Source organism: Mesorhizobium montanum, assembly GCF_033977145.1.
In the GTDB taxonomy this organism is placed as follows: Bacteria; Pseudomonadota; Alphaproteobacteria; order Rhizobiales; family Rhizobiaceae; genus Mesorhizobium; species Mesorhizobium montanum.
On sequence record NZ_JAVIJF010000005.1, the window covers coordinates 71,211 to 93,261 of the forward strand.

General features: G+C 63.5%; 19 protein-coding genes. 14 read left to right on the forward strand and 5 right to left on the reverse strand.

Annotation, left to right across the window (positions count from 1 at the left end; genetic code table 11):
- Positions 1-208 precede the first annotated feature (208 nt).
- The 4 genes from ppdK to RFM68_RS08250 all read left to right on the forward strand — a co-directional run bounded on the left by ppdK (position 209) and on the right by RFM68_RS08250 (position 6,273).
- On the forward strand, positions 209-2,893 hold the full coding sequence (gene ppdK, locus RFM68_RS08235; RefSeq protein ID WP_320232227.1) for a pyruvate, phosphate dikinase: 2,685 nt from the start codon (positions 209-211) through the stop codon (positions 2,891-2,893).
- A gap of 134 nt (positions 2,894-3,027) precedes the next feature.
- Complete coding sequence (locus RFM68_RS08240; RefSeq protein WP_320232228.1) at positions 3,028-4,131, forward strand: glycosyltransferase family 9 protein; 1,104 nt, start codon at positions 3,028-3,030, stop codon at positions 4,129-4,131.
- 133 nt (positions 4,132-4,264) lie between these two features.
- On the forward strand, positions 4,265-5,416 hold the full coding sequence (locus RFM68_RS08245; RefSeq protein WP_320232229.1) for a glycosyltransferase family 9 protein: 1,152 nt from the start codon (positions 4,265-4,267) through the stop codon (positions 5,414-5,416).
- 119 nt (positions 5,417-5,535) lie between these two features.
- Positions 5,536-6,273, forward strand: coding sequence for a polysaccharide deacetylase family protein (locus RFM68_RS08250; protein ID WP_320232230.1), 738 nt, complete (start codon positions 5,536-5,538; stop codon positions 6,271-6,273).
- A 72-nt stretch (positions 6,274-6,345) separates the two neighbouring features.
- Here RFM68_RS08250 and RFM68_RS08255 read toward each other — a convergent pair whose 3' ends face one another.
- Together RFM68_RS08255 and RFM68_RS08260 are read right to left on the reverse strand one after the other, a co-directional pair.
- Positions 6,346-6,735: a DUF427 domain-containing protein gene (locus RFM68_RS08255; protein ID WP_320232231.1), complete on the reverse strand. Its 390-nt coding sequence runs from the start codon at positions 6,733-6,735 to the stop codon at positions 6,346-6,348.
- A gap of 106 nt (positions 6,736-6,841) precedes the next feature.
- On the reverse strand, positions 6,842-7,198 hold the full coding sequence (locus tag RFM68_RS08260; RefSeq protein WP_320232232.1) for a hypothetical protein: 357 nt from the start codon (positions 7,196-7,198) through the stop codon (positions 6,842-6,844).
- Positions 7,199-7,388: 190 nt separating this feature from the next.
- Here RFM68_RS08260 and RFM68_RS08265 point away from each other — a divergent pair, with 190 nt between their 5' ends.
- Both RFM68_RS08265 and RFM68_RS08270 read left to right on the forward strand, forming a co-directional pair.
- The gene (locus tag RFM68_RS08265; RefSeq protein ID WP_320232233.1) at positions 7,389-9,017 is read left to right on the forward strand and encodes a fatty-acid--CoA ligase; all 1,629 of its coding nucleotides are present in this window, start codon (positions 7,389-7,391) and stop codon (positions 9,015-9,017) included.
- An 82-nt stretch (positions 9,018-9,099) separates the two neighbouring features.
- Entirely contained in the window at positions 9,100-9,885 is a 786-nt protein-coding gene (locus tag RFM68_RS08270; RefSeq protein WP_320232234.1) for a DUF1499 domain-containing protein, read from the forward strand.
- Here RFM68_RS08270 and RFM68_RS08275 read toward each other — a convergent pair whose 3' ends face one another.
- Positions 9,886-10,794, reverse strand: a complete 909-nt coding sequence (locus RFM68_RS08275; protein ID WP_320232235.1) for an MBL fold metallo-hydrolase — start codon at positions 10,792-10,794, stop codon at positions 9,886-9,888.
- A 221-nt stretch (positions 10,795-11,015) separates the two neighbouring features.
- Here RFM68_RS08275 and RFM68_RS08280 point away from each other — a divergent pair, with 221 nt between their 5' ends.
- From RFM68_RS08280 to RFM68_RS08315, 8 genes are all read left to right on the forward strand, one after another.
- Positions 11,016-11,606, forward strand: a complete 591-nt coding sequence (locus RFM68_RS08280; protein WP_320232236.1) for a biotin transporter BioY — start codon at positions 11,016-11,018, stop codon at positions 11,604-11,606.
- Positions 11,607-11,826: 220 nt separating this feature from the next.
- Positions 11,827-12,717, forward strand: coding sequence for a glucose-1-phosphate thymidylyltransferase RfbA (rfbA, locus tag RFM68_RS08285; protein ID WP_320232237.1), 891 nt, complete (start codon positions 11,827-11,829; stop codon positions 12,715-12,717).
- Positions 12,710-13,264 carry a dTDP-4-dehydrorhamnose 3,5-epimerase gene (gene rfbC, locus RFM68_RS08290; protein WP_320232238.1) on the forward strand — a complete coding sequence of 185 codons (555 nt, stop codon included), beginning with the start codon at positions 12,710-12,712 and terminating at the stop codon, positions 13,262-13,264. Before rfbA ends, rfbC begins: the two co-directional genes overlap by 8 nt.
- A gap of 14 nt (positions 13,265-13,278) precedes the next feature.
- Entirely contained in the window at positions 13,279-14,361 is a 1,083-nt protein-coding gene (rfbB, locus tag RFM68_RS08295) for a dTDP-glucose 4,6-dehydratase (protein ID WP_320232455.1), read from the forward strand.
- Complete coding sequence (gene rfbD / locus RFM68_RS08300; RefSeq protein WP_320232239.1) at positions 14,358-15,251, forward strand: dTDP-4-dehydrorhamnose reductase; 894 nt, start codon at positions 14,358-14,360, stop codon at positions 15,249-15,251. The genes rfbB and rfbD overlap by 4 nt, the downstream gene beginning before the upstream one ends.
- A 342-nt stretch (positions 15,252-15,593) precedes the next feature.
- Positions 15,594-17,612: a UDP-N-acetylglucosamine 4,6-dehydratase gene (locus RFM68_RS08305; protein ID WP_320232240.1), complete on the forward strand. Its 2,019-nt coding sequence runs from the start codon at positions 15,594-15,596 to the stop codon at positions 17,610-17,612.
- Between the two features lie 191 nt (positions 17,613-17,803).
- Positions 17,804-18,715, forward strand: a complete 912-nt coding sequence (locus tag RFM68_RS08310; protein ID WP_320232241.1) for a glycosyltransferase family 2 protein — start codon at positions 17,804-17,806, stop codon at positions 18,713-18,715.
- 2 nt (positions 18,716-18,717) lie between these two features.
- Positions 18,718-19,254 carry a sugar transferase gene (locus RFM68_RS08315; RefSeq protein ID WP_430694831.1) on the forward strand — a complete coding sequence of 179 codons (537 nt, stop codon included), beginning with the start codon at positions 18,718-18,720 and terminating at the stop codon, positions 19,252-19,254.
- A 121-nt stretch (positions 19,255-19,375) separates the two neighbouring features.
- Here RFM68_RS08315 and RFM68_RS08320 read toward each other — a convergent pair whose 3' ends face one another.
- Together RFM68_RS08320 and RFM68_RS08325 are read right to left on the reverse strand one after the other, a co-directional pair.
- Complete coding sequence (locus RFM68_RS08320) at positions 19,376-20,305, reverse strand: NAD-dependent epimerase/dehydratase family protein (protein ID WP_320232242.1); 930 nt, start codon at positions 20,303-20,305, stop codon at positions 19,376-19,378.
- The gene (locus RFM68_RS08325) at positions 20,302-21,594 is read right to left on the reverse strand and encodes an O-antigen ligase family protein (protein WP_320232243.1); all 1,293 of its coding nucleotides are present in this window, start codon (positions 21,592-21,594) and stop codon (positions 20,302-20,304) included. The genes RFM68_RS08320 and RFM68_RS08325 overlap by 4 nt, the downstream gene beginning before the upstream one ends.
- Between the last annotated feature and the right edge of the window lie 457 nt (positions 21,595-22,051).

Consider the following 22,051-nt stretch of genomic DNA (forward strand, 5'->3'; position numbering starts at 1 on the left):
AGGGGCCGGCAAGTCTTTTTGACGCGGCTTTTGCTTAATCGCCGGCAAGTCTTTTTGACGCAGCTTTTGCTTAATCGATTGTAGCGGTGGCGCTTGCTTTGCGGGTGCCTTGCCTTTCGCACTGCAGCATCCTATCGCTCGGATCGCGAAGGCGGGGAACCGGGCCTTGGTCCGGATGTTTCTATCTTCCACGAACTGGAGGGCAAGCATGACCAAGTGGGTTTACACCTTCGGCGACGGCGCCGCCGAAGGCCGTGCCGGCGACCGCAACCTTCTCGGCGGCAAGGGTGCCAACCTGGCCGAGATGTGCAGCCTCGGGCTGCCGGTGCCGCCCGGTTTCACCATCACCACCGAAGTCTGCAACGCCTATTATGCCAACGGCCGCACCTATCCTGGCGCGCTTGAGGCGGATGTCGTCTCCGCGCTCGACGATATCGGCCGGATCACCGGCCGCCGCTTCGGCGATCCGTCGAAGCTGCTTCTGGTCTCCGTGCGTTCCGGTGCCCGCGCCTCCATGCCCGGCATGATGGATACGGTGCTCAATCTCGGCCTCAACGACGAGACGGTCGAGGCCTTGGCTGCCGATTCCGGCGATGCGCGCTTCGCCTATGACAGCTACCGCCGTTTCATCCAGATGTATTCCGATGTCGTCATGGGCCTCGACCACGAAGTGTTCGAGGAGATCCTCGAGGACCAGAAGGCAAGCCTCGGTCACGAGCTCGACACCGAGCTGACGGCCATCGAATGGCAAGGCGTGATCGCGCTCTACAAGGCCAAGGTCGAGGAAGAGCTCGGCAAGCCGTTCCCGCAGGATCCCCAGGAGCAGCTCTGGGGCGCGATCGGTGCCGTGTTCTCGAGCTGGATGAACAACCGCGCCATCACCTATCGGCGCCTGCACGACATCCCGGAAAGCTGGGGCACGGCGGTTAATGTCCAGGCCATGGTGTTCGGCAACATGGGCGACACGTCCGCAACCGGCGTCGCTTTCACGCGCAATCCCTCGACCGGCGACAGGCAGCTCTACGGCGAGTTCCTGGTCAACGCCCAGGGCGAGGATGTGGTCGCCGGCATCCGCACGCCGCAGAACATCACCGAGGCGGCGCGCATCGCCGCCGGCTCCGACAAGCCGTCGCTGCAGAAGCTGATGCCCGACGCCTTCCAGGCCTTCGTCGACATCTCCGATCGGCTGGAGAAGCACTACCGCGACATGCAGGACCTCGAATTCACCATCGAGCGCGGCAAATTGTGGATGCTGCAGACCCGCTCCGGCAAGCGTACCGCAAAGGCTGCGCTGAAGATCGCCGTCGAGATGGCGAAGGATGGGCTGATCACCAAGGATGAGGCGGTCGCCCGCATCGATGCAGCCTCGCTCGACCAGCTCCTGCATCCGACCATCGATCCGAAGGCCGCGCGTGATGTCATAGGCATGGGCCTGCCGGCCTCGCCCGGCGCTGCCACAGGCGAGATCGTCTTCTCATCGGGCGATGCCGAGGACGCCAAGGCGCAAGGCCGCAAGGCGATCCTGGTGCGCATCGAGACCAGCCCCGAGGACATCCACGGCATGCACGCCGCCGAAGGCATCCTCACCACTCGCGGCGGCATGACCAGCCATGCGGCGGTCGTTGCGCGCGGCATGGGCAAGCCCTGCGTTTCGGGCGCCGGCTCGCTGCGGGTCGACTACAAGGCCGGCACGCTGCTCTCGATGGGCCAGACCTTCCGCAAGGGCGACGTCATCACCATCGACGGCGGCAACGGCCAGGTGCTGAAGGGCGCGGTCGCCATGCTGCAGCCGGAGCTGTCGGGCGACTTCGCCGCGATCATGGAATGGGCGGACGCCGCGCGCCGCATGAAGGTGCGCACCAATGCCGAGACGCCGCTCGACGCCCGCATGGCGCGTTCCTTCGGCGCCGAGGGCATCGGACTTTGCCGCACCGAGCACATGTTCTTCGACGGCGACCGCATCGTAGCCATGCGCGAGATGATCCTGGCCGACACCGAGAAGGACAGGCGCACAGCACTCGCCAAGCTTCTGCCGATGCAGCGCTCGGACTTCCTCGAACTGTTCGAGATCATGGCCGGCCTGCCGGTGACGATCCGCCTGCTCGACCCGCCGCTGCATGAATTCCTGCCCAAGACCGAGGCCGAGCTCGCTGAGGTCGCCTCGGCCATGAACGTATCGGCAGACAAGCTCCGGCAGCGCACCGACGCGCTGCACGAATTCAACCCGATGCTTGGTCATCGCGGCTGCCGGCTCGCCGTCTCCTATCCGGAGATCGCCGAGATGCAGGCGCGCGCCATCTTCGAGGCGGCGGTCGAGGCAGGCCGCGAGGCCGGCGCGCTGGTGGTGCCCGAAATCATGGTGCCGCTGGTCGGGCTGGTGAGGGAGCTGGAATATGTCAAGGCGCGCATCGATGCGGTCGCGCAAAGCGTCATGCAGGAGACAGGCACCAAGATCGACTATCTCACCGGCACGATGATCGAATTGCCGCGCGCGGCAATCCGCGCCCATGTCATCGCCGAAGCGGCCGAATTCTTCTCCTTCGGCACCAACGACCTGACCCAGACCACATTCGGCATCTCGCGCGACGATGCTGCGTCCTTCCTCGAAACCTACCGGCGAAAGGGCATCATCGAGCAGGATCCGTTCGTGTCGATCGATGTCGACGGCGTCGGTGAGCTGGTGCGGATCGCGGCCGAAAAGGGCAGGGCGACGCGGCCGCAGATCAAGCTTGGCATCTGCGGCGAGCATGGCGGCGATCCGGCCTCGATCCGCTTCTGCGAGGAGGTTGGCCTCGATTATGTGTCGTGCTCGCCCTACCGTGTGCCGATCGCCAGGCTTGCAGCCGCGCAGGCGGCCGTGGCGGCGGCGAAGGGCGGTGCCAAACGCGCCTGAGGACATTCGACGACCGGCTGCGGATACCTTACGTTTTTGTATGGAATGTCACGCGAACGTGCGCGTGACGACCCCGAATCTCGACATCGTTTCGTGGAAATTTCCGACACCGAATTTATTGGTGTCAGAAACCCATGTTGCAGATTTCCCCAACCGCTTTCCGGTCGATCCTGATCCTGCAGACCAAGTTTATCGGCGATATCGTGCTTGCCTCGGCGCTGGCGAAGAACCTGCAGCTTCAATATCCGGGCATAAGGATCACGTTTCTTTGCGAGGCGCATTTCGCCGGCTTCCTGACCGCTCACGGTATTGCCGCCGAGGCCATCCCCTTCAGCCGTGCCATGATGCGCGGCTCGCCGCTCGAGCGGGGACGCGAACTCTTCCGCATGGTGCGCACATTGCGGCAGCACCGCTTCGACATGACCATCGACATCACCGACTCCAAGACCTCGCGGATCATTTCCGGACTGGTCAATGCCCCGGTCAGGGTCGGCTATTTCCCGACGGAGCGGCCTCTGAGCTGGCATGAGCGCCAGCCCGCCAATGTCCGGATGAAGCCCTTCGGATTTGGCAAAAGGCACCATCTCTACCGCTATCTGTCTCCGTTGGAGGCGCTTGGCGTCGACCTGCGCGTCAGGGTGCCGGCCATTCGACCGCTGGCCTTCGAGACGGCGCGCGCCCTGGCCCTGCTGGCCAGGCACCATGTCCGGCCCAACGCCTTTGTCGCGGTTCATGCCGGAGCGAGCTTCGTCGGGCGCCGCTGGCAGCCGGAGCGCTTTGCCGAGGCAATCGACAGGATTGCCGGTGAAACCGGCCTGCGTGTGGTTCTGGTCGGCGGCCCCGACGAAAACGAAGCGACCGATAGGATCCTGGCCGCGACGAAGACGCCGGTCGTCAACCTGGCGGGGACGCTGCGGCTGGAGACGCTGCTTGCGCTGCTCAAGGAGGCGCGGCTGTTTCTCGGCAACGAAAGCGGCCCGATGCATATGGCGGCCGCCGCCGGCACGCCGGTCGTCGGCCTGTTCGGCCTGACCAGCCCGATCCGCTGGGGGCCGGTCGGCGTGCCCAGCATTTCGTTGCGGCCGTCCATGCCTTGCGACTGCGTCGGCGGCGACCTGTGCCGCCGGACCGACCCGAGCAAGGCATGCTGCGTCTGGCGCCTGGAGGTCGATCCGGTGGTGGACGCGGTGCTGGAGCTCCTGGCGCGCACCGAGATGGTCCTGGAAGCCGCGGTCTGACATTTGCGGGAAAATTCGGTGCCGCCCGTCGGCGGCGTCGCGCCTTTCGAGGCGCGTGCACAAGGTTACTCTGGTCCACGACCTTGTCGTCTTGTATATGGGACCCCCCTTGAAATGCGCGTGATGGCTCCAGATGTCGACGTCTCAACCCAGCTTCGTGGCCCCCGATCCATCCGGTGCCCGGCTACAGCTTGCCTCCGGCGCCGTGCGCTCGATCCTGATCCTGCAAACGAAATACATCGGCGATCTCATTCTTACCTCCGCGCTGGCGAAGAACCTACAGGTCGCATATCCGGACGCCAGGATTGTCTTCCTTTGCGAGGCCGGTTTCGCAAGCTTCCTGACCGCACACGGAATCGCGTCCGACACCGTCACTTTCCGGCGCGCCAGCGCGCGCGGCACTATTTTGCAACGCGGCCTGGAACTCTGGCGAGCAGTCCGCAAGCTACGCCGGTTCGGCTTCGATATGACCATCGACCTTGCCGATTCGAGAACATCGCATTTCATCGCCATGGTCGTTAATGCGAAGATCCGGGTCGGCTACTTTCCGAGCGAACAGCCGCTGCGTCGTTTCGAGCGCCAATCCGCCAATGTCCGGGCCAAGCCGTTCGGTTACGGCGAGAGTCATTTTCTCTACCGCTATCTTTCACCGCTGGAGGCGCTTGGCGTGGACCTGCGAGTGAAGGCTCCCTCAATCCATCCGCTGCCGTTGGAAACCGATCGCGCCTTGGCCCTGCTGGACAAGTTCGGTCTTCGGCGCAATGCCTTCCTTGTAGTACATGCCGGCGCAAGCTTCCCGGGGCGGCGGTGGCTGCCCGAGCGCTTCGCCGCGGTCATCGACACGATATCGACCGAAACCGGTCTCGCCGTCGCTTTGGTCGGCGGTCCTGATGAGGCTGAGGCGAACGACCAGATAATGGCCACGGTCAGGACGCCGGTCGTCAATCTTGTCGGGGCACTGTCGCTCGAGACATTGCTGGCGCTGCTCAGGCAGGCGCGGCTGTTTCTCGGCAACGAAAGCGGGCCGATGCATATGGCGGCGGCAGCCGGCACGCCGGTCGTTGGTTTGTTTGGGCTGACCAACCCGATCCGCTGGGGGGCAGTCGGCGTGCCCAGCATTTCGGTGCGACCTTCCCTGCCTTGCGACTGCGTGGGCGGCGATCTGTGTCACCGGACCAATCCAAGCAAGGCATGCTGCGTCTGGCGCCTCGAAGTGGACACGGTCGCCGATGCAGTGCGCGAGCTTCTGTCGCGGACGGAGGTGGCCTTGGAGCGCACGGTCTGATATTGCGGGAAAATTCTGCGCTCGGCTGTTGGCGCATCCCGATTTTCGCCTTGATGCCGGTCATCTTGGCACGGTTATCATGCGGTAAACTGTTCGATATGACGGACTTGAAATAAGGGATGCGCGTGCTTCGAAACTTTTTTTGCGCGATGGCGCTGTCGCTGTTCACGGCGTCGGCGGGCAATGCCGCTGCGTTGCTCGAGCCGACGCTGCATGTGAAGCCGCAGGGCGTTGAAGGCGTCGGCCGCGTCGCCCTGACGCTCGATGCCTGCGGCGGAAAGACCGACACAAGGATCCTTTCAGCGCTTGTCGACAACAGGATACCGGCGACGATTTTCGTTACCGGCATCTGGCTGAAGCGCAATGCCGAAGCCGTCGAGATCATGCGGGCGCATCCTGATCTGTTCGAATTGGAAAACCACGGTGGACGCCACATTCCTGCGGTCGATACGCCGCGCAAGATCTACGGCATCCGCAGCGCCGGCAGTCCGGGCGCCGTGCAGGCCGAGGTTGAATCCGGCGCCGCAGCCCTGGCCAGCGCAGGCGGGCCGGCGCCGAAATGGTTTCGCGGCGCCACCGCCGAATACAGCCCCACGGCGATCGCCATGATCCGCAAGCTCGGCTTCAAGATCGCCGGTTTCTCGATCAATGGCGACGGCGGCTCGCTGCTCGGCGTCAAGGAAACGGCGCGCCGCATCGGCGGCGCCAAGGACGGCGACGTCATCATCGCCCACATCAACCAGCCGACCCATGCGGCCGGCGAGGGCGTGGTTCAGGGGCTGCTCGCCTTGAAGCAGAAAGGCATGACCTTCGTGCGCCTGGACGATGCCGTAGGCAACGACGGCACGACCGATTGACCGGATTTCATGCATCGCTAGGCTGTTTTGAGATTCAGGTCGGGCCGGCATCACCTGAATATCGACATAGCCTCAGTCCGGCTTGGCCTCGACCGTCACTTTGTTCGTGTAGAACGCGCCGTGATTGCGGATCTCGGTCATTTCATCGAACGGGTGTTCGTAAGCCCACATCGCATTTTTGCCGGCTTCGCTCGCCGGCTGGACGCTCCAGTAGCTGGCATCGCCCTTGTACGGGCAATGCGTCGAGTGCTCGGTGCTGGCGAGCTTGCTGAAATCGATATCGTCGAACGGGATGTAGAAGGCGGCCGGATATGGCGGTTCCGACAGCACCCTGGCCCGGGTCGATCTGGCGATGACGATGTCGCCCGTGCGTACGGTCACAGTGCCGCGATAGGGTTCGACGGTGATCACCTTGTCGGGATTGCGCTGAAAGCCGGGGGCTGGATTGGCGAGCTTGTCCATGAGTGGTCTCCTTGCGGGAGATTTACATGTGTCGGGCAAGTGCCTCGCGCAAGCTCGCGCGGCGCGAGGCGTCATCACCATTCATTGAACGTCTGTAATCCAGCTGTCAGGCGGCCGTCTTGAAAGCATCCATTAGGCCGGCATAAGCGGCGGCAATGCCTGCCACCGGATTGGTGCTTCTTGCCGCTGTCTCGACCTTCAGCGCGCCGCCGGAGGCCGGCAGCGTGAGCAGCAGGAACTGGCGGTTGCCGCCGTCGCCGATGCAGGCGGCCGCGACATGTTCGCCCGCGGCGCCGTTGTCAACGCGCATTTTGAACAGCAACGTCCCGCCGACGGCCTCCAGCGCGCCGCCGACGACTTCGGCAAACTCATCTTCGGAAACGGCCTTGGTGTCCGGCGTCAGATCGTCCAGACTTTCGGCAAGCGTGCTTTCGAGGGCTTTTTCGTCGAGCTGCGCGTCCATGCGAACCACTCCATTCGCCAATCTCACCCAGCCCGTTAATGAACCTTAACGGCGACGATGGCCGGATTATGGCGGTTTCCCCTGGTCCTTAGATACATCCACCGCCTTGAACTTATGGCCGCTGGACAATCCGCCGGATCGTTTCACAATGCGTGGAACAACGACGCGAAAGCGCAAAGGGGAGGAACAGATGCTCGGATTGATGCAGCAATGGCCGCTGCTATGCCACAAGCTGATCGACCATGCCGAACGCCAGCACGGCAGCCGGGAGGTCGTTTCGCGTTCGATCGAAGGCCCGATCGTGCGCACCACCTATGCCGAAATCCATCACCGGGCGCTGAAGGTGGCGCAGCGGCTGGAGCGTGACGGCTTCGGGCTCGGCGACCGCATCGCCACGCTTGCCTGGAACACGGCCCGCCATATCGAGGCCTGGTACGGCATCATGGGCATCGGCGCGATCTACCACACGCTCAATCCGAGGCTTTTCCCCGAGCAGATCGCCTGGATCATGAACAATGCCGAGGACAAGGCGATCTTCGTCGATTTGACCTTCGTGCCGCTGGTGGAAAAGATCGCCGGCGCGGTCGGGTCGCTGAGAAAGGTGATCGTGCTGACCGACCGGGCACATATGCCGCAAACGTCGCTGGCGAATGCCGTCGCCTACGAGGAATGGCTGGCCGAGGCCGATGGCGCCTTCGCCTGGAAGACGTTCGACGAGAACACCGCCGCCGGCATGTGTTACACCTCGGGCACGACGGGCGACCCTAAAGGCGTTCTCTACAGCCATCGTTCGAACGTTCTCCACGCCATGATGGCAGCCATGCCCGACGCCATGGGCATGTCCACGCGGGACGTGATTTTGCCTGTCGTGCCGATGTTCCATGCCAATGCCTGGGGCCTTGGCCAGAGCGGCCCGATGATCGGCTCCAAGCTGGTGATGCCCGGCTGCAAGATGGACGGCGCCTCGATCTACGAACTGCTCGACACCGAGAAGGTGACGTTCAGCGCCGCCGTGCCAACAGTCTGGATGATGCTTTTGCAATATCTGGAGGAGACCGGCAAGAAACTACCCTATCTGAAGAAGGTGGTCATTGGCGGCGCATCCTGCCCGCGCGCCATCACCGCCAAGTTCCAGGACAATTATGACGTCCAGGTCGTCCACGCCTGGGGCATGACCGAGATGTCGCCGCTGGGCACCCTCTGCACCATGAAGCCCGCCTTCGAAGCGCTTACCGGCGATGCTCGGCTGGATGTGCAGGGCAAGCAGGGTTTTGCGCCATTCGGCGTCGAAATGAAGGTGACCGACGACGACGGCAACGCTCTGCCCTGGGACGGCAAGACCTTCGGCCATCTCAAGGTGCGCGGCCCCTCAATCGCCCGCGCTTATTATGGTGGCACGGGCGCCGAGCAGTTCGACGCGGACGGCTGGTTCGACACCGGCGACGTGGCGCATATCGACGCCAGCGGCTACATGCAGATCACAGATCGCGCCAAGGACGTCATCAAATCCGGCGGCGAATGGATATCGACCATCGACCTCGAGAATCTGGCAGTCGGCCATCCCGACGTGGCCGAGGCGGCGGCGATCGGTGTGCCTCATTCCAAATGGGGCGAGCGGCCTCTGCTTGTCGTGGTGCGCAAGCCCGGCAGGGAGCCGAGCAAAGGCGACATCCTGACCTTCATGAACGGCAAGCTGGCCAAATGGTGGATGCCCGACGACATTGCTTTCGTCGGCGAAATTCCGCACACCGCCACCGGCAAGATCCAGAAGACGACCTTGCGCCAGCAGTTCAAGGATTATCGCCTGCCGACGGATTGACGAAAAATGTTCAATCTTTCGGCTTCAAGCCCGCGCCAAAAACCGCTAACTCTCGGCCCGGGTTGGGACGATACGGCAAACAATGGCACCTATTTCTGAACGGCAGACGTCGAGGGCGGCCGGCTGGTCGCGGCGGATCGGGGCATTTTCTCTCGTCCTCTTGCTCACCGTCGTTGCCGCTTACCGGCTCGGTCTCGTCGAGACGCCGCCTTTCCTGTGGGTGCTCGCGATCGTGGCGCTGCTGGCGGCGCTCGCCCTGTTGCTGGCAGGCCTCGGCCTGTCGAGGGTCTGGAGTTTCGGCGATCGCGGCGGCCGCGATCTCAGCATCGGCGCACTGCTGGCGCTTCTGGTGCTCACACCCTACGGCGTCGCCGCCTACTGGACGACGATCTATCCGCCGTTGCGCGACATCTCGACCGATCTCGACGATCCACCGACGCTCGACACCAGCGACCGCACCGGCGACATGAACGATCTGTCACCGCCGACGCCGGGCGAACAGCGCCTGCAGGCCGACGCCTATCCGCTGGTCAGCGGGCACAGCTACAATTTGCCTTTCGAAACCGTCGTCGACGCGGTCGAAACCGTGCTCGACCGCCGCGACTGGCAACTGACGGCGCCTTATCCCGATATCAACGGGCAGAGCGAGGCGACGATCAATGCGCTGGCCAAGGGCTTCGTGCTCGGACTGCCGGCCGACGTCGCTATCCGCGTCACCGACGATGGCGATTCGGTGATCGTCGACATGCGCTCGGCCTCGCGCTACGGTCGCTATGATCTCGGTGACAACGCTGCCCGCATCACCGCTTTCCTTGGTGAGCTCGACCAGGAGGTCGCCGGGCAGGTGGGCGCGGCGCCGGCCGAGTGATCAGCCGGCGGGACTGAAAATACCGTCGATTGCCGGCTGGCCGTCGGTGGCGACCAGGCCGCGCGCGACGAGATCCTCGATATGGGCAAGCACCGACAGGCCTGCGGCGCCATGCAGCCGTGAGTCGGTGTCGCGATAGATCGCCGCGACCATGTCCTTGATCGTCCGGTCTCCGGCGCGGATGCGTTCCAGGATCGCCCTTTCGCGCATCTTGCGATGCGCCTTCAGGCCGCGCATGAACCTGCCGGGTGCGGTCACAGGTCCGCCATGGCCCGGCAGCAGCAAACGATCGTCGCGCGCCAGCAGCTTGTCGAGGGAGCCCATATAGTCGGCCATGGCGCCGTCCGGCGGCGCAACGATCGAGGTCGACCAGGCCATGACATGGTCGGCTGAAAACAGGGTTTCGGTGCCTTCGAGGGCAAACACGGCATGATTGGCGGTGTGGCCGGGTGTAAGCACGGTGCGGATTGTCCAGCCGTCGCCCTGGGTCAGCGCGTTGTCGCCCAGCGCGACGTCGGGAACGAAATCCAGGTCGGCGCTGGCGTCGAGCGGATTGACCTCGCCGATGCGCAAGGGCCGCGCCGGCCGATGCGGGCCTTCGGCAAGCGTTGGCGCGCCGGTATGCTCTTTCAGCCGCGCCGCCAAGGGCGAATGGTCGCGGTGGGTGTGGCTGACGAAGATGTGGCTGACCGGCCGGCCGCCGATCGCCGCCAGCAGCATTTCGAGATGGGCGTCGTCTTCCGGCCCTGGGTCGATCACCGCCAGCGTATCGCGGCCGACGAGATAGCTGTTGGTGCCGCGGAAGGTGAATGGGCTCGGATTTCTGGCGGTGATGCGCAGCACATCCGGCGCGACCGTAACCGCCCGGCCATAGGCGGGATCGAAGCTGGTGTCGAATTCAAGGGCCATGCCGACCGCTCCGTTGTAATGCGGCAAAATGATTGCCGCCCGATACGGAAGCCAATATAGGAAAATCAATGCATGTCGGCCAAAAGTGCGCAGCGGTTTTGGGAGAACGATATGCATCAAGACAATTTTTTAAAGCGCGTCGCCTGAATCCGTTTCTGCGCGATGCGCTTTAAAAGCCAGCAAATCAGCCATCCAATAGATCAGCCAGAACGGGGAAGACCATGGCAACTGCAACCACGATGCGTCCGCTTGTTTCTCTCACCCTGCCGGATCGAGGCGCTGCCCGGCTCGCGACCCAGCTCTTTATGGCGCTCGCCGGAACCCTGCTGCTCACGCTTTCGGCCAAGACGAAAGTGGTGCTCGGCCCGGTCGACATTTCCCTGCAGACGCTCGCCGTGCTGCTGATCGCCTCGGCCTTCGGCCTGCGGCTGGCGGTCGCGACGCTGCTTCTCTACCTCGCCGAGGGCGCTTTTGGTTTGCCCGTCTTCCAGGGCACGCCGGAAAAGGGCATCGGCATTGCCTATATGCTGGGCTCGACGGGCGGCTATCTTGCCGGCTTCGTGGTCATGGCGGCGATCGCCGGCTGGGCCGCCGATCGCGGTTGGGACCGCAATCCCTTCAAGCTGTTCGGCGCCATGCTGACCGCCGAGGTCGTCATGATGGCCATGGGCTTTGCCTGGCTGGCGATGCTCATCGGACCGGAGAAGTCCTGGCAGTTCGGCGTTCTGCCCTTCATCGTCGGCGACCTGATCAAGGTGGCTTTGGCCGCCAGCCTGGTGCCGGCCGTGTGGGCGCTGCTCAAGCGCGGCTGAGCCGAAGGACAAGAAGAAAGCCGGCGGGCTGAAGAACCCGCCGGCTTTTTCGTGTCCGCGCGCCCAATCGAATCGCCCCTCGGGCCGACGCGACTGCAAGTGGCAGCATTAAATCCGATATTAGTACATGCTAGGGCATAAACGAACGAGCCGACACATGAAACTCGACCGCGGGCAGCTCGATATTTGAGCATGCCCCGGCAGCTCGACGGAGAGCCTGTTGAAGGGAATAATCCTGGCCGGAGGGAGTGGAACACGCCTCTATCCGCTGACAATAGCGGTTTCCAAGCAGATCCTGCCGATCTATGACAAGCCGATGATCTATTACCCGCTGAGCGTGCTGATGCTGGCGGGAATACGCCAAATTATGGTCATCTCGACGCCGCGCGACCTGCCGGTTTTTCAGGCTCTGCTCGGCGACGGCTCGGAATTCGGGCTTGAGCTTTCCTATGCCGAGCAACCGCAGCCCAACGGCCTCGCCGAAGCTTTCATCATCGGACGCGATTTCATCGGTAAGGACAATGTTTCGATGATCCTCGGCGACAACATCTATTTCGGCGACGGGTTATCCAAGCTCTGCCGGACGGCGGCGTCGCGCGAAAGCGGGGCTTCGGTCTTCGCCTACCATGTCGAGGACCCCGAGCGCTACGGCGTGGTCTCGTTCGACAAGGCAACCGGCAAGGCATTGACGATCGAGGAAAAGCCGCTCAAGCCGAAATCCAACTGGGCCGTCACCGGCCTCTATTTCTACGACAACAGGGTTGTCGACATCGCCTCCACGATCCGGCCCTCGGCGCGTGGCGAGCTCGAGATCACGGCGGTCAACAACGCCTATCTCGAGCGCGGAGAACTGCACGTCCACCGGCTCGGCCGCGGCTATGCCTGGCTCGATACCGGCACGCATGACAGCCTGCACGAAGCGTCGTTCTTCGTGCGCACCATCGAACATCGCCAGGGTATCAAGGTCGCTTGCCCCGAGGAAATCGCTTTCGAGCAAGGCTGGCTCAACGCCGACAAGGTTCTCGATCGCGCGGCGCGCCTCGGCAAGAATGAATATGCCGCCTATCTGCGCAGGCGCGTCGCCGATCTGATGGAGGATCACGATGCTTGAGGTCAGGGCGCTCGACCTGGAGGGAGTGCTGGAGATCGTGCCGAAGCGGCACGGCGACGCGCGCGGCTATTTCTGCGAGACCTGGAACGCGGAGCGTTTTGCGCAAGCAGGCATCGACCTGACCTTCGTGCAGGACAATCATTCCTATTCCGCGGCTGCGGGTGTCTTGCGCGGCCTGCATTATCAATTGCCGCCACGCGCCCAGGACAAGCTGCTGCGCGTCGTGCGGGGCGGTGTCTTCGATGTCGTCGTCGACATCCGCCGTTCTTCGCCGACCTTCGGAAGATGGTCGGCATTGGAGGTCTCGGCCGAGAGGGGAAACCAGATCCTTGTGCCGAAGGGATATGCGCACGGCTTCGTAACGCTCGTGCCGGACACCGAGATTCTGTATAAGGTCACCGATACCTATTCGCCGGAGCACGACCGGTCGATCCGTTTCGACGATCCCGCCATCGGCATTGCGTGGCCGTCGCTTGCCGGCGACTTCCAGCTCTCGGACAAGGATCGCAAGGCACCATTGCTCAGCGAGGCGGAGGTTTTCGCGTGAGGGAAGAGGGCGGGCTGAACTTTCTGGTGACGGGCGGCGCCGGCTTCATCGGCTCGGCCGTGTGCCGGCATCTGTGCGCCAATCCGGCCCACCGCGTCACCAATCTCGACAAGCTCACCTATGCCGGCAACCTCGCGTCGCTGCGGCCGATCGAGAATGCCCACAATTACCGCTTCGAGCAGGCCGACATCCGCGACGAGCGCGCGGTGCTCGAAATATTGCGCCGCGACGATATCGACATCGTCATGAACCTCGCCGCAGAAAGCCATGTCGACCGTTCGATCGACGGACCCGGCGCCTTCATCGAGACCAATATCGTCGGCACCTACCGCATCCTGAATGCCGCGCTGGAATACTGGCGCGGGTTGCCGGAGGGCCGCAAGGCAGGCTTTCGCTTCCACCACGTCTCGACCGACGAGGTCTTCGGCGATCTTCCTTTCGACGGCGGCATGTTCGTCGAGGAGACGCCCTATGCGCCGTCCTCGCCCTATTCGGCGTCGAAGGCGGCCTCCGACCATCTGGTGCGGGCCTGGCACGAGACCTATGGCCTGCCGGTCGTGCTTTCCAACTGCTCGAACAATTACGGGCCTTATCATTTCCCGGAAAAGCTGATCCCGCTGGTTATCCTCAACGCGCTCGACGAGAGGTCGCTGCCGGTCTACGGCGCCGGCGCCAATGTCCGCGACTGGCTGTTCGTCGAGGACCATGCGCGCGCGCTGGAGCTGGTCGCGACCAAAGGGCAGCCGGGCGAGAGCTATAATGTCGGCGGCAATTCCGAGCGGACCAATCTCACCGTTGTCGAGACGATATGCGACCTGCTCGACTTGAGGCGGCCGCGCGCCGGCGGCAAGAGCCATCGCCAGCTGATCGCCTTCGTCACCGATCGCCCCGGCCATGACCGCCGCTACGCCATCGACGCTTCCAAGATCGCACGCGATCTGGGCTGGACGCCGCGGGAGAATTTTGACAGCGGCCTGGCAAGGACTGTCGACTGGTATGTCGACAACAAATGGTGGTGGGGTCCGATTCGCGAGCAGCGTTACGCCGGCGAGCGGTTGGGCGGAGGCCAGGCCGATGACAGGAAGGAAACTGCGTGAGGCTTGCCGTCACCGGACGAGACGGCCAGGTTGCAGCCAGCCTTGTCGAGTCGGCACGAGGTGAGGTCGAGGTCGTTGCCGTAGGCCGACCGTCATTGGACCTGGCGCGCCCCGACACGGTGTTTTCGGCCCTGGAGGCGGCAAGACCGGATATCATCGTTTCCGCAGCGGCCTACACCGCCGTCGATCAGGCTGAGGATGAAAAGGACCTGGCCTTCACTGTCAACGCCGCGGGCGCGGGCAAGGTCGCCGAGACGGCGGCAAGGATGGGCGTACCCGTCATTCATCTGTCGACCGACTATGTCTTCGACGGCGCCAAGGACAGCGCCTATGTGGAAACGGACATAACCGCGCCGCTCAGCGTCTACGGCGCCTCCAAGCTCGCCGGCGAACAGGCTGTCGCCGCGGCCAATCCGCATCACCTCATCCTGCGCACCGCCTGGGTCTACAGCCCGTTCGGGAAGAATTTCGTCAGGACGATGCTGAGGCTCGCCGCCGCCCGCGACGAGATATCGGTCGTCGCCGATCAGTGGGGCAATCCGACGTCGGCGCTCGACATTGCCGACGCGATCCTGCATGCGGCCGCCGTCCTTAGCCGGGACAAGGGCAATGCCTTCGGCGTCTATCATCTGGCCGCCAGCGGCGAGACCAACTGGAGCGGCTTTGCCCGTCACATCCTGGACACCAGCCGGGCGCTTGGCGGTCCGCATGCCCGGATCCGCGACATCGCGACCGCCGACTACCCGACGAAAGCAAGGCGGCCGGCCAATTCGCGGCTGTCGAGCGCAAAGTTCATGGCCGCGTTCGGCTGGGTCGCGCCGGATTGGCGGGAGTCGGCCGCAGTTGTCGTGGGTCGTATCGTCGCCGACCATCCGGTCCCGGGACGCTAGTCGCGAGCCTTGCCGCGATTGAGGGGAATTGGTCAGGCACAAGCTTGAAATTCAAGGTCTGAAAGATTCGACCAAGCTGGCGAATGACCACGCCGCTCCGAACGCTTTCAACCTGTGCAAGGCGGTTGCAAATATTCGCTGCCTCTGACCGCCGCGCGGTGGTCGAACGTCGGCAAAATGACGCGATGTGAACAAAAAAACTCTGGCGATATGCCCGACTCCGCGCTATTGCGGTAGCGGGGTAAGGGGGTCAGGACTTGCAATCTAGAGTCGCGGCGGACGCTATTTGATCCGGCGCTATTCGGGTGGTTTTGTCCCGCGCCTGGAGTTCAGTGCCACCCTATGACGTTCTATGTAGAAGCCGTATCGGGACTCCGACCGAAGATGCGGCGCGCCATCATCATGATCCAGGATCTCATCATGGTTCTGGTCGCCGTGGCGTTGAGCCTGATCCTGTCGCAGTCGCGGCTTTCGTTCGACGCGCTGTCCTATGGCGGACTGACCTGCTGGACGGTGATCGTGCTCGTCGCCCATCTGCTGTTCCGTTATTGCGGTCTCTACAACACCGTCTGGCGCTTTGCTTCCACGCCCGATTTCTTCAACATTCTGAAGGGTTGCGGAATACTGACGGTGGTCCTCTATTTGACCTCGCTCGCCTTCCGCTTCTCTTTCCAGCCTGTCGCCGGCCTCAACGAGCGCCAGTTCATTGTCTTTTTCCTCGTCTCCTTCACCATTATTTCCGCGCCGAGACTTTACTACCGCTTCCTTCGAGACGGCGCGAGTTGGCGCATCCTGCGCCGTGCCGCCGGCGACGCGCCGGTCAGGCAAGCGCTCTTCATCGGCCGGCTGAGCGAGGCTGACGTGATCGTACGCTTCACCCGCACGGCCATGCCGGCGGAATATGCCATCGCCGGCATCATGGCGACCGAAAGCGATGCGCCGCTCGGCACGCAGATCCAGGGCGTTCCCGTGGTGGCGGTCCGCCCGCGCCTGGTTGATGTTCTGGAAGAATATGTCAGAGGAACGAAGAATCTCGACTTCGTCATCTTCGGCAAGGGCGTCGAGCGCGAGATCGAGGACTATGCCGAGCTGGTGCGCGTTGCCCGCCACAGCGGCATCACCGTCGTCCAGTTTTCCGGACTTTCCGAACTGGGGCAGGGCGGCAAGCTGGTTCTCGATGCGGTCGAGATGGAAACGATCATGCGCCGTTCGGCCGTTGCCACGGACCTCGAGCGCATCGGCGCTTTTGTCGAGGGCAAGCGCGTGCTGGTGACGGGCGGCGCCGGCTCCATCGGCCGGGTGCTTGTCAAGCGCTCGCTGGAGCTAGGGGCCAAGGCCGTTCTGGTGGCCGACAATTCCGAGTTCGGCATTTTCCAGCTCGATCAGCTGGTCGAGGATAGCGAGCGCGACCGGCTGACCAGCCGCATCGTCGACGTCACCGACCGGCGCCAGATGATGCGCCTCGTCAGGGAGTTCGAGCCCGCGATCATTTTCCACGCCGCGGCGCTGAAACATGTGCCGATCCTTGAAGAGAACTGGGAAGCGGCGATCGAGACCAACGTTTTCGGCACGCTTGCCTGCGCCGAAGTCGCCGCCAAATGCGGTGTCCCGCAGTTTCTGCTCGTCTCCAGCGACAAGGCGGTGGATCCGACATCGGTGCTTGGCATCACCAAGCGGGCGGCCGAGCAGATCGTCGCCTCGCTGCATGAGATGCACGCCGCGCGCCCGTCCGCATCGAATGGCGGCCGGCTGAACGGCCATGACGCCGTCGGCCGTCATCCAGGCACCAAATTCATCGCCGTACGCTTCGGCAATGTCTTCGGCTCCAACGGCTCGGTGGCGACGATCTTCCAGGCGCAGATCGAGGCCGGCGGTCCGCTCACCATCACCGACCGTCGCATGACCCGCTATTTTATGACCCTGGCCGAGGCCGTCGACCTCGTCATCATGTCGGCCGCCGATGCCGAGCGGCGCCAGGGCACGGATGACTACGCCATCTACATGCTCGACATGGGCAAGCCGGTGCCGATTCTCGAAGTAGCGGAAACGATGATCCGCATGGCCGGCAAAAGCCCCTATACCGACATTCAGATACGCTTCACCGGCGTCAGGCCGGGCGAGAAGCTGCATGAGACGCTGCACGGCGAGAACGAGGAGGTGGTCAAGCTCGATATCGCCAAGATCTTCGGTCTCAGGACCGAAGTGGTGGGCTGGCCGAAAATCCAGGCCGGGCTGACGGCGTTGCAGGCTGCCATTCGTGATCAGGACAAGGCAGCGGCGCTCGCGGTGCTGACGGGATTGCATGAAGCGCTGGACACGCCGGATCGAATTGTGCCGAAAGCGGCTGGCCAGATAGCCTAGAAACGATCCCAGAAAAAGTCGTGAGCGGTTTTTCGTTCGAAACCGGGTCAAAACAAGGAGCTGCAGCGGTTCACCGTTTTCGTGACCCGGTGAACCGCTCCAGCCTGTCTTGCCCCTGTGTAGCTATTATTTTAGCCTGCCCGAATATCGGTGGTGGGCGATTTCAAATTGTGACTCGACAAGATCAGCGCGTGGCCGTTCTTCTGGGCACGAAGGACGGCGCGGCATTCATCAATCAGCAATTGGAGTCCTTGGCTGCGCAGTCCTGGCCCCGCGTCGATCTCTGGGTTTCCGATGACGGCTCGACCGACGGCACCGCATCCATCATCGAGGCATGGCGGACCCGCTGGGCCAAGGGCTGCGTCATGTTCATGGACGGCCCACGGCAGGGCTTTGCCGCCAATTTCCGTTCGATGATCATCGATCCGCGCATCCAGGCGGACTATTACGCCTTTTGCGACCAGGACGACGTCTGGGAGCGGGACAGGCTGGAGAGCGCCATCCGATGGATGGGATCCCAGGATCCGGATGCGCCACTCTTGTTCTGCTCGCGTACGACGACCGTTTCCGAGACCGGCCAGGCGGCCGGCCATTCGCCGCTTTTCCCGCGTCCGCCCTCGTTTCGCAACGCGCTGGTGCAAAGCATCGCCGGCGGCAACACCATGCTGCTCAACCGCAAGGCGCGCGACCTTTTGGCGAAGGCATCGGCAAGGACCGAGTTCGTCAGCCACGACTGGTGGGCCTATCTCATCGTCGCCGCCGGCGGGGGCGCGATCCGCTACGAGCCGAGGCCGCTGGTCAGATACCGGCAGCACGGGGCAAATCTCGTTGGCGCCAATGTCTCGTGGAGGGCAAGGTTCATCAGGATCGCGCGGCTGCGCAGCGGCCAGTTCGCCGCCTGGACCGACAGCAATCTCAGCGGCCTGGTCGTCAACCGGGATCTGCTGACACGCGATGCCGAGCATTGCCTTGAGACGTTCATCGAGGCACGCAAGGGCAATGTCTTCGAGCGCTTCAGCCTGTTGCGCAAGAGCGGGGTCTATCGGCAGACCTTCCTGGGAACGTTAGGGCTCTATCTCGCCGTTCTGCGGCGCTGGATTTGATCATGACGGCCAAGCGCGCGCTCGACCTCGCGGTCGCCGCTCCGATGCTGGTGCTGGCGGCACCCTTCCTGCTGGTGGCGATGCTGGCGATCCGGGCGACCTCGCCCGGCCCTGCCATCTTCTCGCAAATCCGCGTCGGGCGGCAAGGCGCCCTCTTTGCCTGCCACAAGCTACGCACGATGCATCGCGAAACGCCGTCATTGCCCACCCACGAGGCGCAGGCGAGTTCTGTCACGGCAATCGGCAAGACGCTGCGTGCAACCAAGATCGACGAGCTGCCGCAGCTCTGGAACGTGCTCAAGGGCGAGATGAGCCTTGTGGGGCCGCGTCCATGCCTGCCGACGCAGACGGAGCTGGTCGAAAGGCGCCGGCAACTGGGCGTGCTAGCCGCGCTGCCGGGCATCACGGGGCTCGCGCAGATCAAGGGGATCGACATGTCGGATCCAAAACTCTGCGCCGAGACCGATGCGGCCTACCTCGAGGCTGCCTCCACCGGTCTGGATCTCAAGATATTGCTGGGCACGTTCTACCGCGCATAGAACGGTTCACCGTTTCACGGAAACGGCGAACCGCTTTATCTCTCTGTTTTGACGCAATTCCGGAACGGAAGGCTACGGCGAAGGCGTCGAGCCTGACGCTCACAATTTGCTTGGCATTGCGCTAGCCGGCCTGTCGCGCCAGGTCCTCAAGCCGGCCGAGTGTGCCCGCTTCCGGCGTCCAGCCTTCCGAGGCCAGCAGCGACGGATCACAGATCTGCGTCGCCACCAAAGCCTGCCACGACGCCTGTCTGCCGAGCAGCGTGGCCAGAAGCCGGAATGGCCGGGCCGGCATGGGGAGAAGCCGGGCCGGCCGGCCGTATCCGCGCCGGAATGCTGCGACGATTTCAGACATCGCAACCGGGGAGGCATCGCCCAGGACGTAGGTCGGACGCGGCGGCGTCGGACGGGTCAGGAGATGCGTGACGGCGCCGGCCACCGCGTCATGCGATATGAGCGAACGAACCGCTGTCAAAGCGGCTGTGGGCAGTGGCAAGCCGGTGGCTGCTAGCCGCATCAGCCTGCGCAAATTTCCTTTCATGCCTTCGCCATAGACCGGCGGCAGCCGCAGCGCCGTCGCGCCGTCGCGGCCGGCCGTTGCGAAAGCCTCCAGCATTTCGATCTCGCCCTCCCGCTTGGAGCGCCCGTAGGCGCATTGCGGGGCGGGGGGCGTGGTCTCGTCGATGGTGTCGCTGAAACCCGGTCCGACGACCGCGCGGATCGAGGAGAGATAGATGAAGCGCCCGGCGGTGCGCGTTGCGGCTGCCTGCGCAAGCCGTCCGGTCAGCGTCGCATTGACGGCTCGGAAGTCGGCCTCGCCGGCGCTGCGATCATTGTTGAGCGCCGCGCAGTGCACGACATGCGCCACATCGCGCATCAGCGCCAGAAAGGCTTCCTCCGGCGCGTCGGAGCCGGGCAGCGCGACGGCATCGTTTGCGCCCGCCGGTGGTTGCGGCGCGTGGAAGGCGACCCTTATGTCAAATCCGGCCTCGCGCAACCGGCTGACAACCCGGCGTCCGATAAAACCCGTCGCGCCGGTGACCAGGACCTTCATGGTTGCGGGCTGGCGCCCGGCGCCGTGGCAGGCGCGCTTTTCCCGGTCGGCGCTATCGTTCGTCCCGACGCAAGGTAGGTTCCCGAAATCAGGAACACCATTAGCGTCGAGTCGAGGATATCGTGACCGATGAGGATGCCGGTCATTCCGCCGGTGAGATAGGTAATGACCGCGACAAGGACCACCGTGGCGCCGAACCACTCGACCGGATCGGCGCTGACGCGCAGCGTCCTTGCCGCGTTCGAGACGGCAATGACGAAGATCGACGCCAGGGCCAGCCCCCCAAGCAAGCCGGCCTCGACCAGCGCCGTCAGGAAGCCGTTATGGAAATGGCTGAAACCCTGGTTCAGGCCGAACTGGTCCTGAAAGCCCTGTTTCATCAGCGCTCGGCTTGCCGAGATGCCGTGGCCGAAAATCGGCATTTCGCGAAATGCGCTGAAGCCCATTTCCCACATCGCCACGCGCAGGCCGAGCGCCGTCGAATGGTCGCCATTGGCATTCAGCGCATCCCAGTCGCTGACCAGGAAGTCGGTTCGATCAAGGATGACGCGAGAGCCGATAGCGGCAATCACCAGGGCGACCGCGACGCCAATCACCGCGAAGCGCGCCACGCTGGCGCTGGTGAACCGGCGACGATTGATGAGAAGGACGACGATGCCGGCAATCGGCACGGCCACCCAGATCATGCGCGACGCCGAATAGACGACCGCCATCGCTCCGGCTATCGCCGCCAGGACCATCAGCTTCCAGCGTTTCTCGATGCCTGACAGGGCGCCGGCAAGGCATATCATGACGGCAAGGCAGGTGACGGTCGCAAAGACGATCGCGTTTCCAGCGCCGCCCTCGGCCCTCACGCCGAGCCAGTGATACTGGATGACGGCGATCACCAGCGCGCCGAAGCAGGCCGCGGCGCTTGCCAGGATGGCGATGCGTGCCAGCGTGGTCTTCTCGGTGATGCTCCAGGTCGAATAGGAGATGGGAAAGAGCAGCAAGGTGATCAAAGGCAGGAACAATCGCAGATCGGCTGCCAGCGTGCCGTTGACGATCGAAGCGAGGAACATGGCCGCGCAATAGGCATAGATCGCCGCCGTCAAGGCGAGCATCGGCCGGTCGATGTTGAACCGCCGCCGTTTCGTGGCGAGCAGGATCGCGGACCACACTCCGCCGGCATTGAAGGCGATGCTGACCAGCGACCCGAGCACCGGCGGCGAAAAAAAGCAGACGATCGAGAAATAGACGTTGATCTGTGCGGGCGTGAGGTGGCGCCGGAGCGTTGTAAACGGGTTCAAATGCTTTGCTTCGCAATTTCCAGCTTGCGCCCGGATCCAAGGAGCCAGCCGAAAGGCGCCTCATGAACTCCGTTTGCCGCGCCTTGCCCGGTCCCCGAGCCCGTATAGCCGCTGGCGCCGTCCCACGATAGGGCGGTTGATGATGTTCCGACAAAAATCCTCGGCCCTGGCAAAGACCGGGCAGCCGGGATTCCCGGAAGCTACGATTTCCAAGCCATGGTTTTCTTCCTCACCTCCGCTTTCCGATGGCTCTGGCAGGATTTTCCGCGTTGCCGGCCTCGCTTGGAAAATTCGTTCCCTAATCACCTCACGCCGGGCGCGCCTTGCATTGTTATCGGCGGCGCCGATCTGTTAAAACGCCCGCACGAAACAGTTTGTCCAAAGTGAAATTTGCGCCCGGGCGGCATAAAATCGCGCCTGCAATGCAAGATTTCAGCCCGACGGCACGAGAGAACGC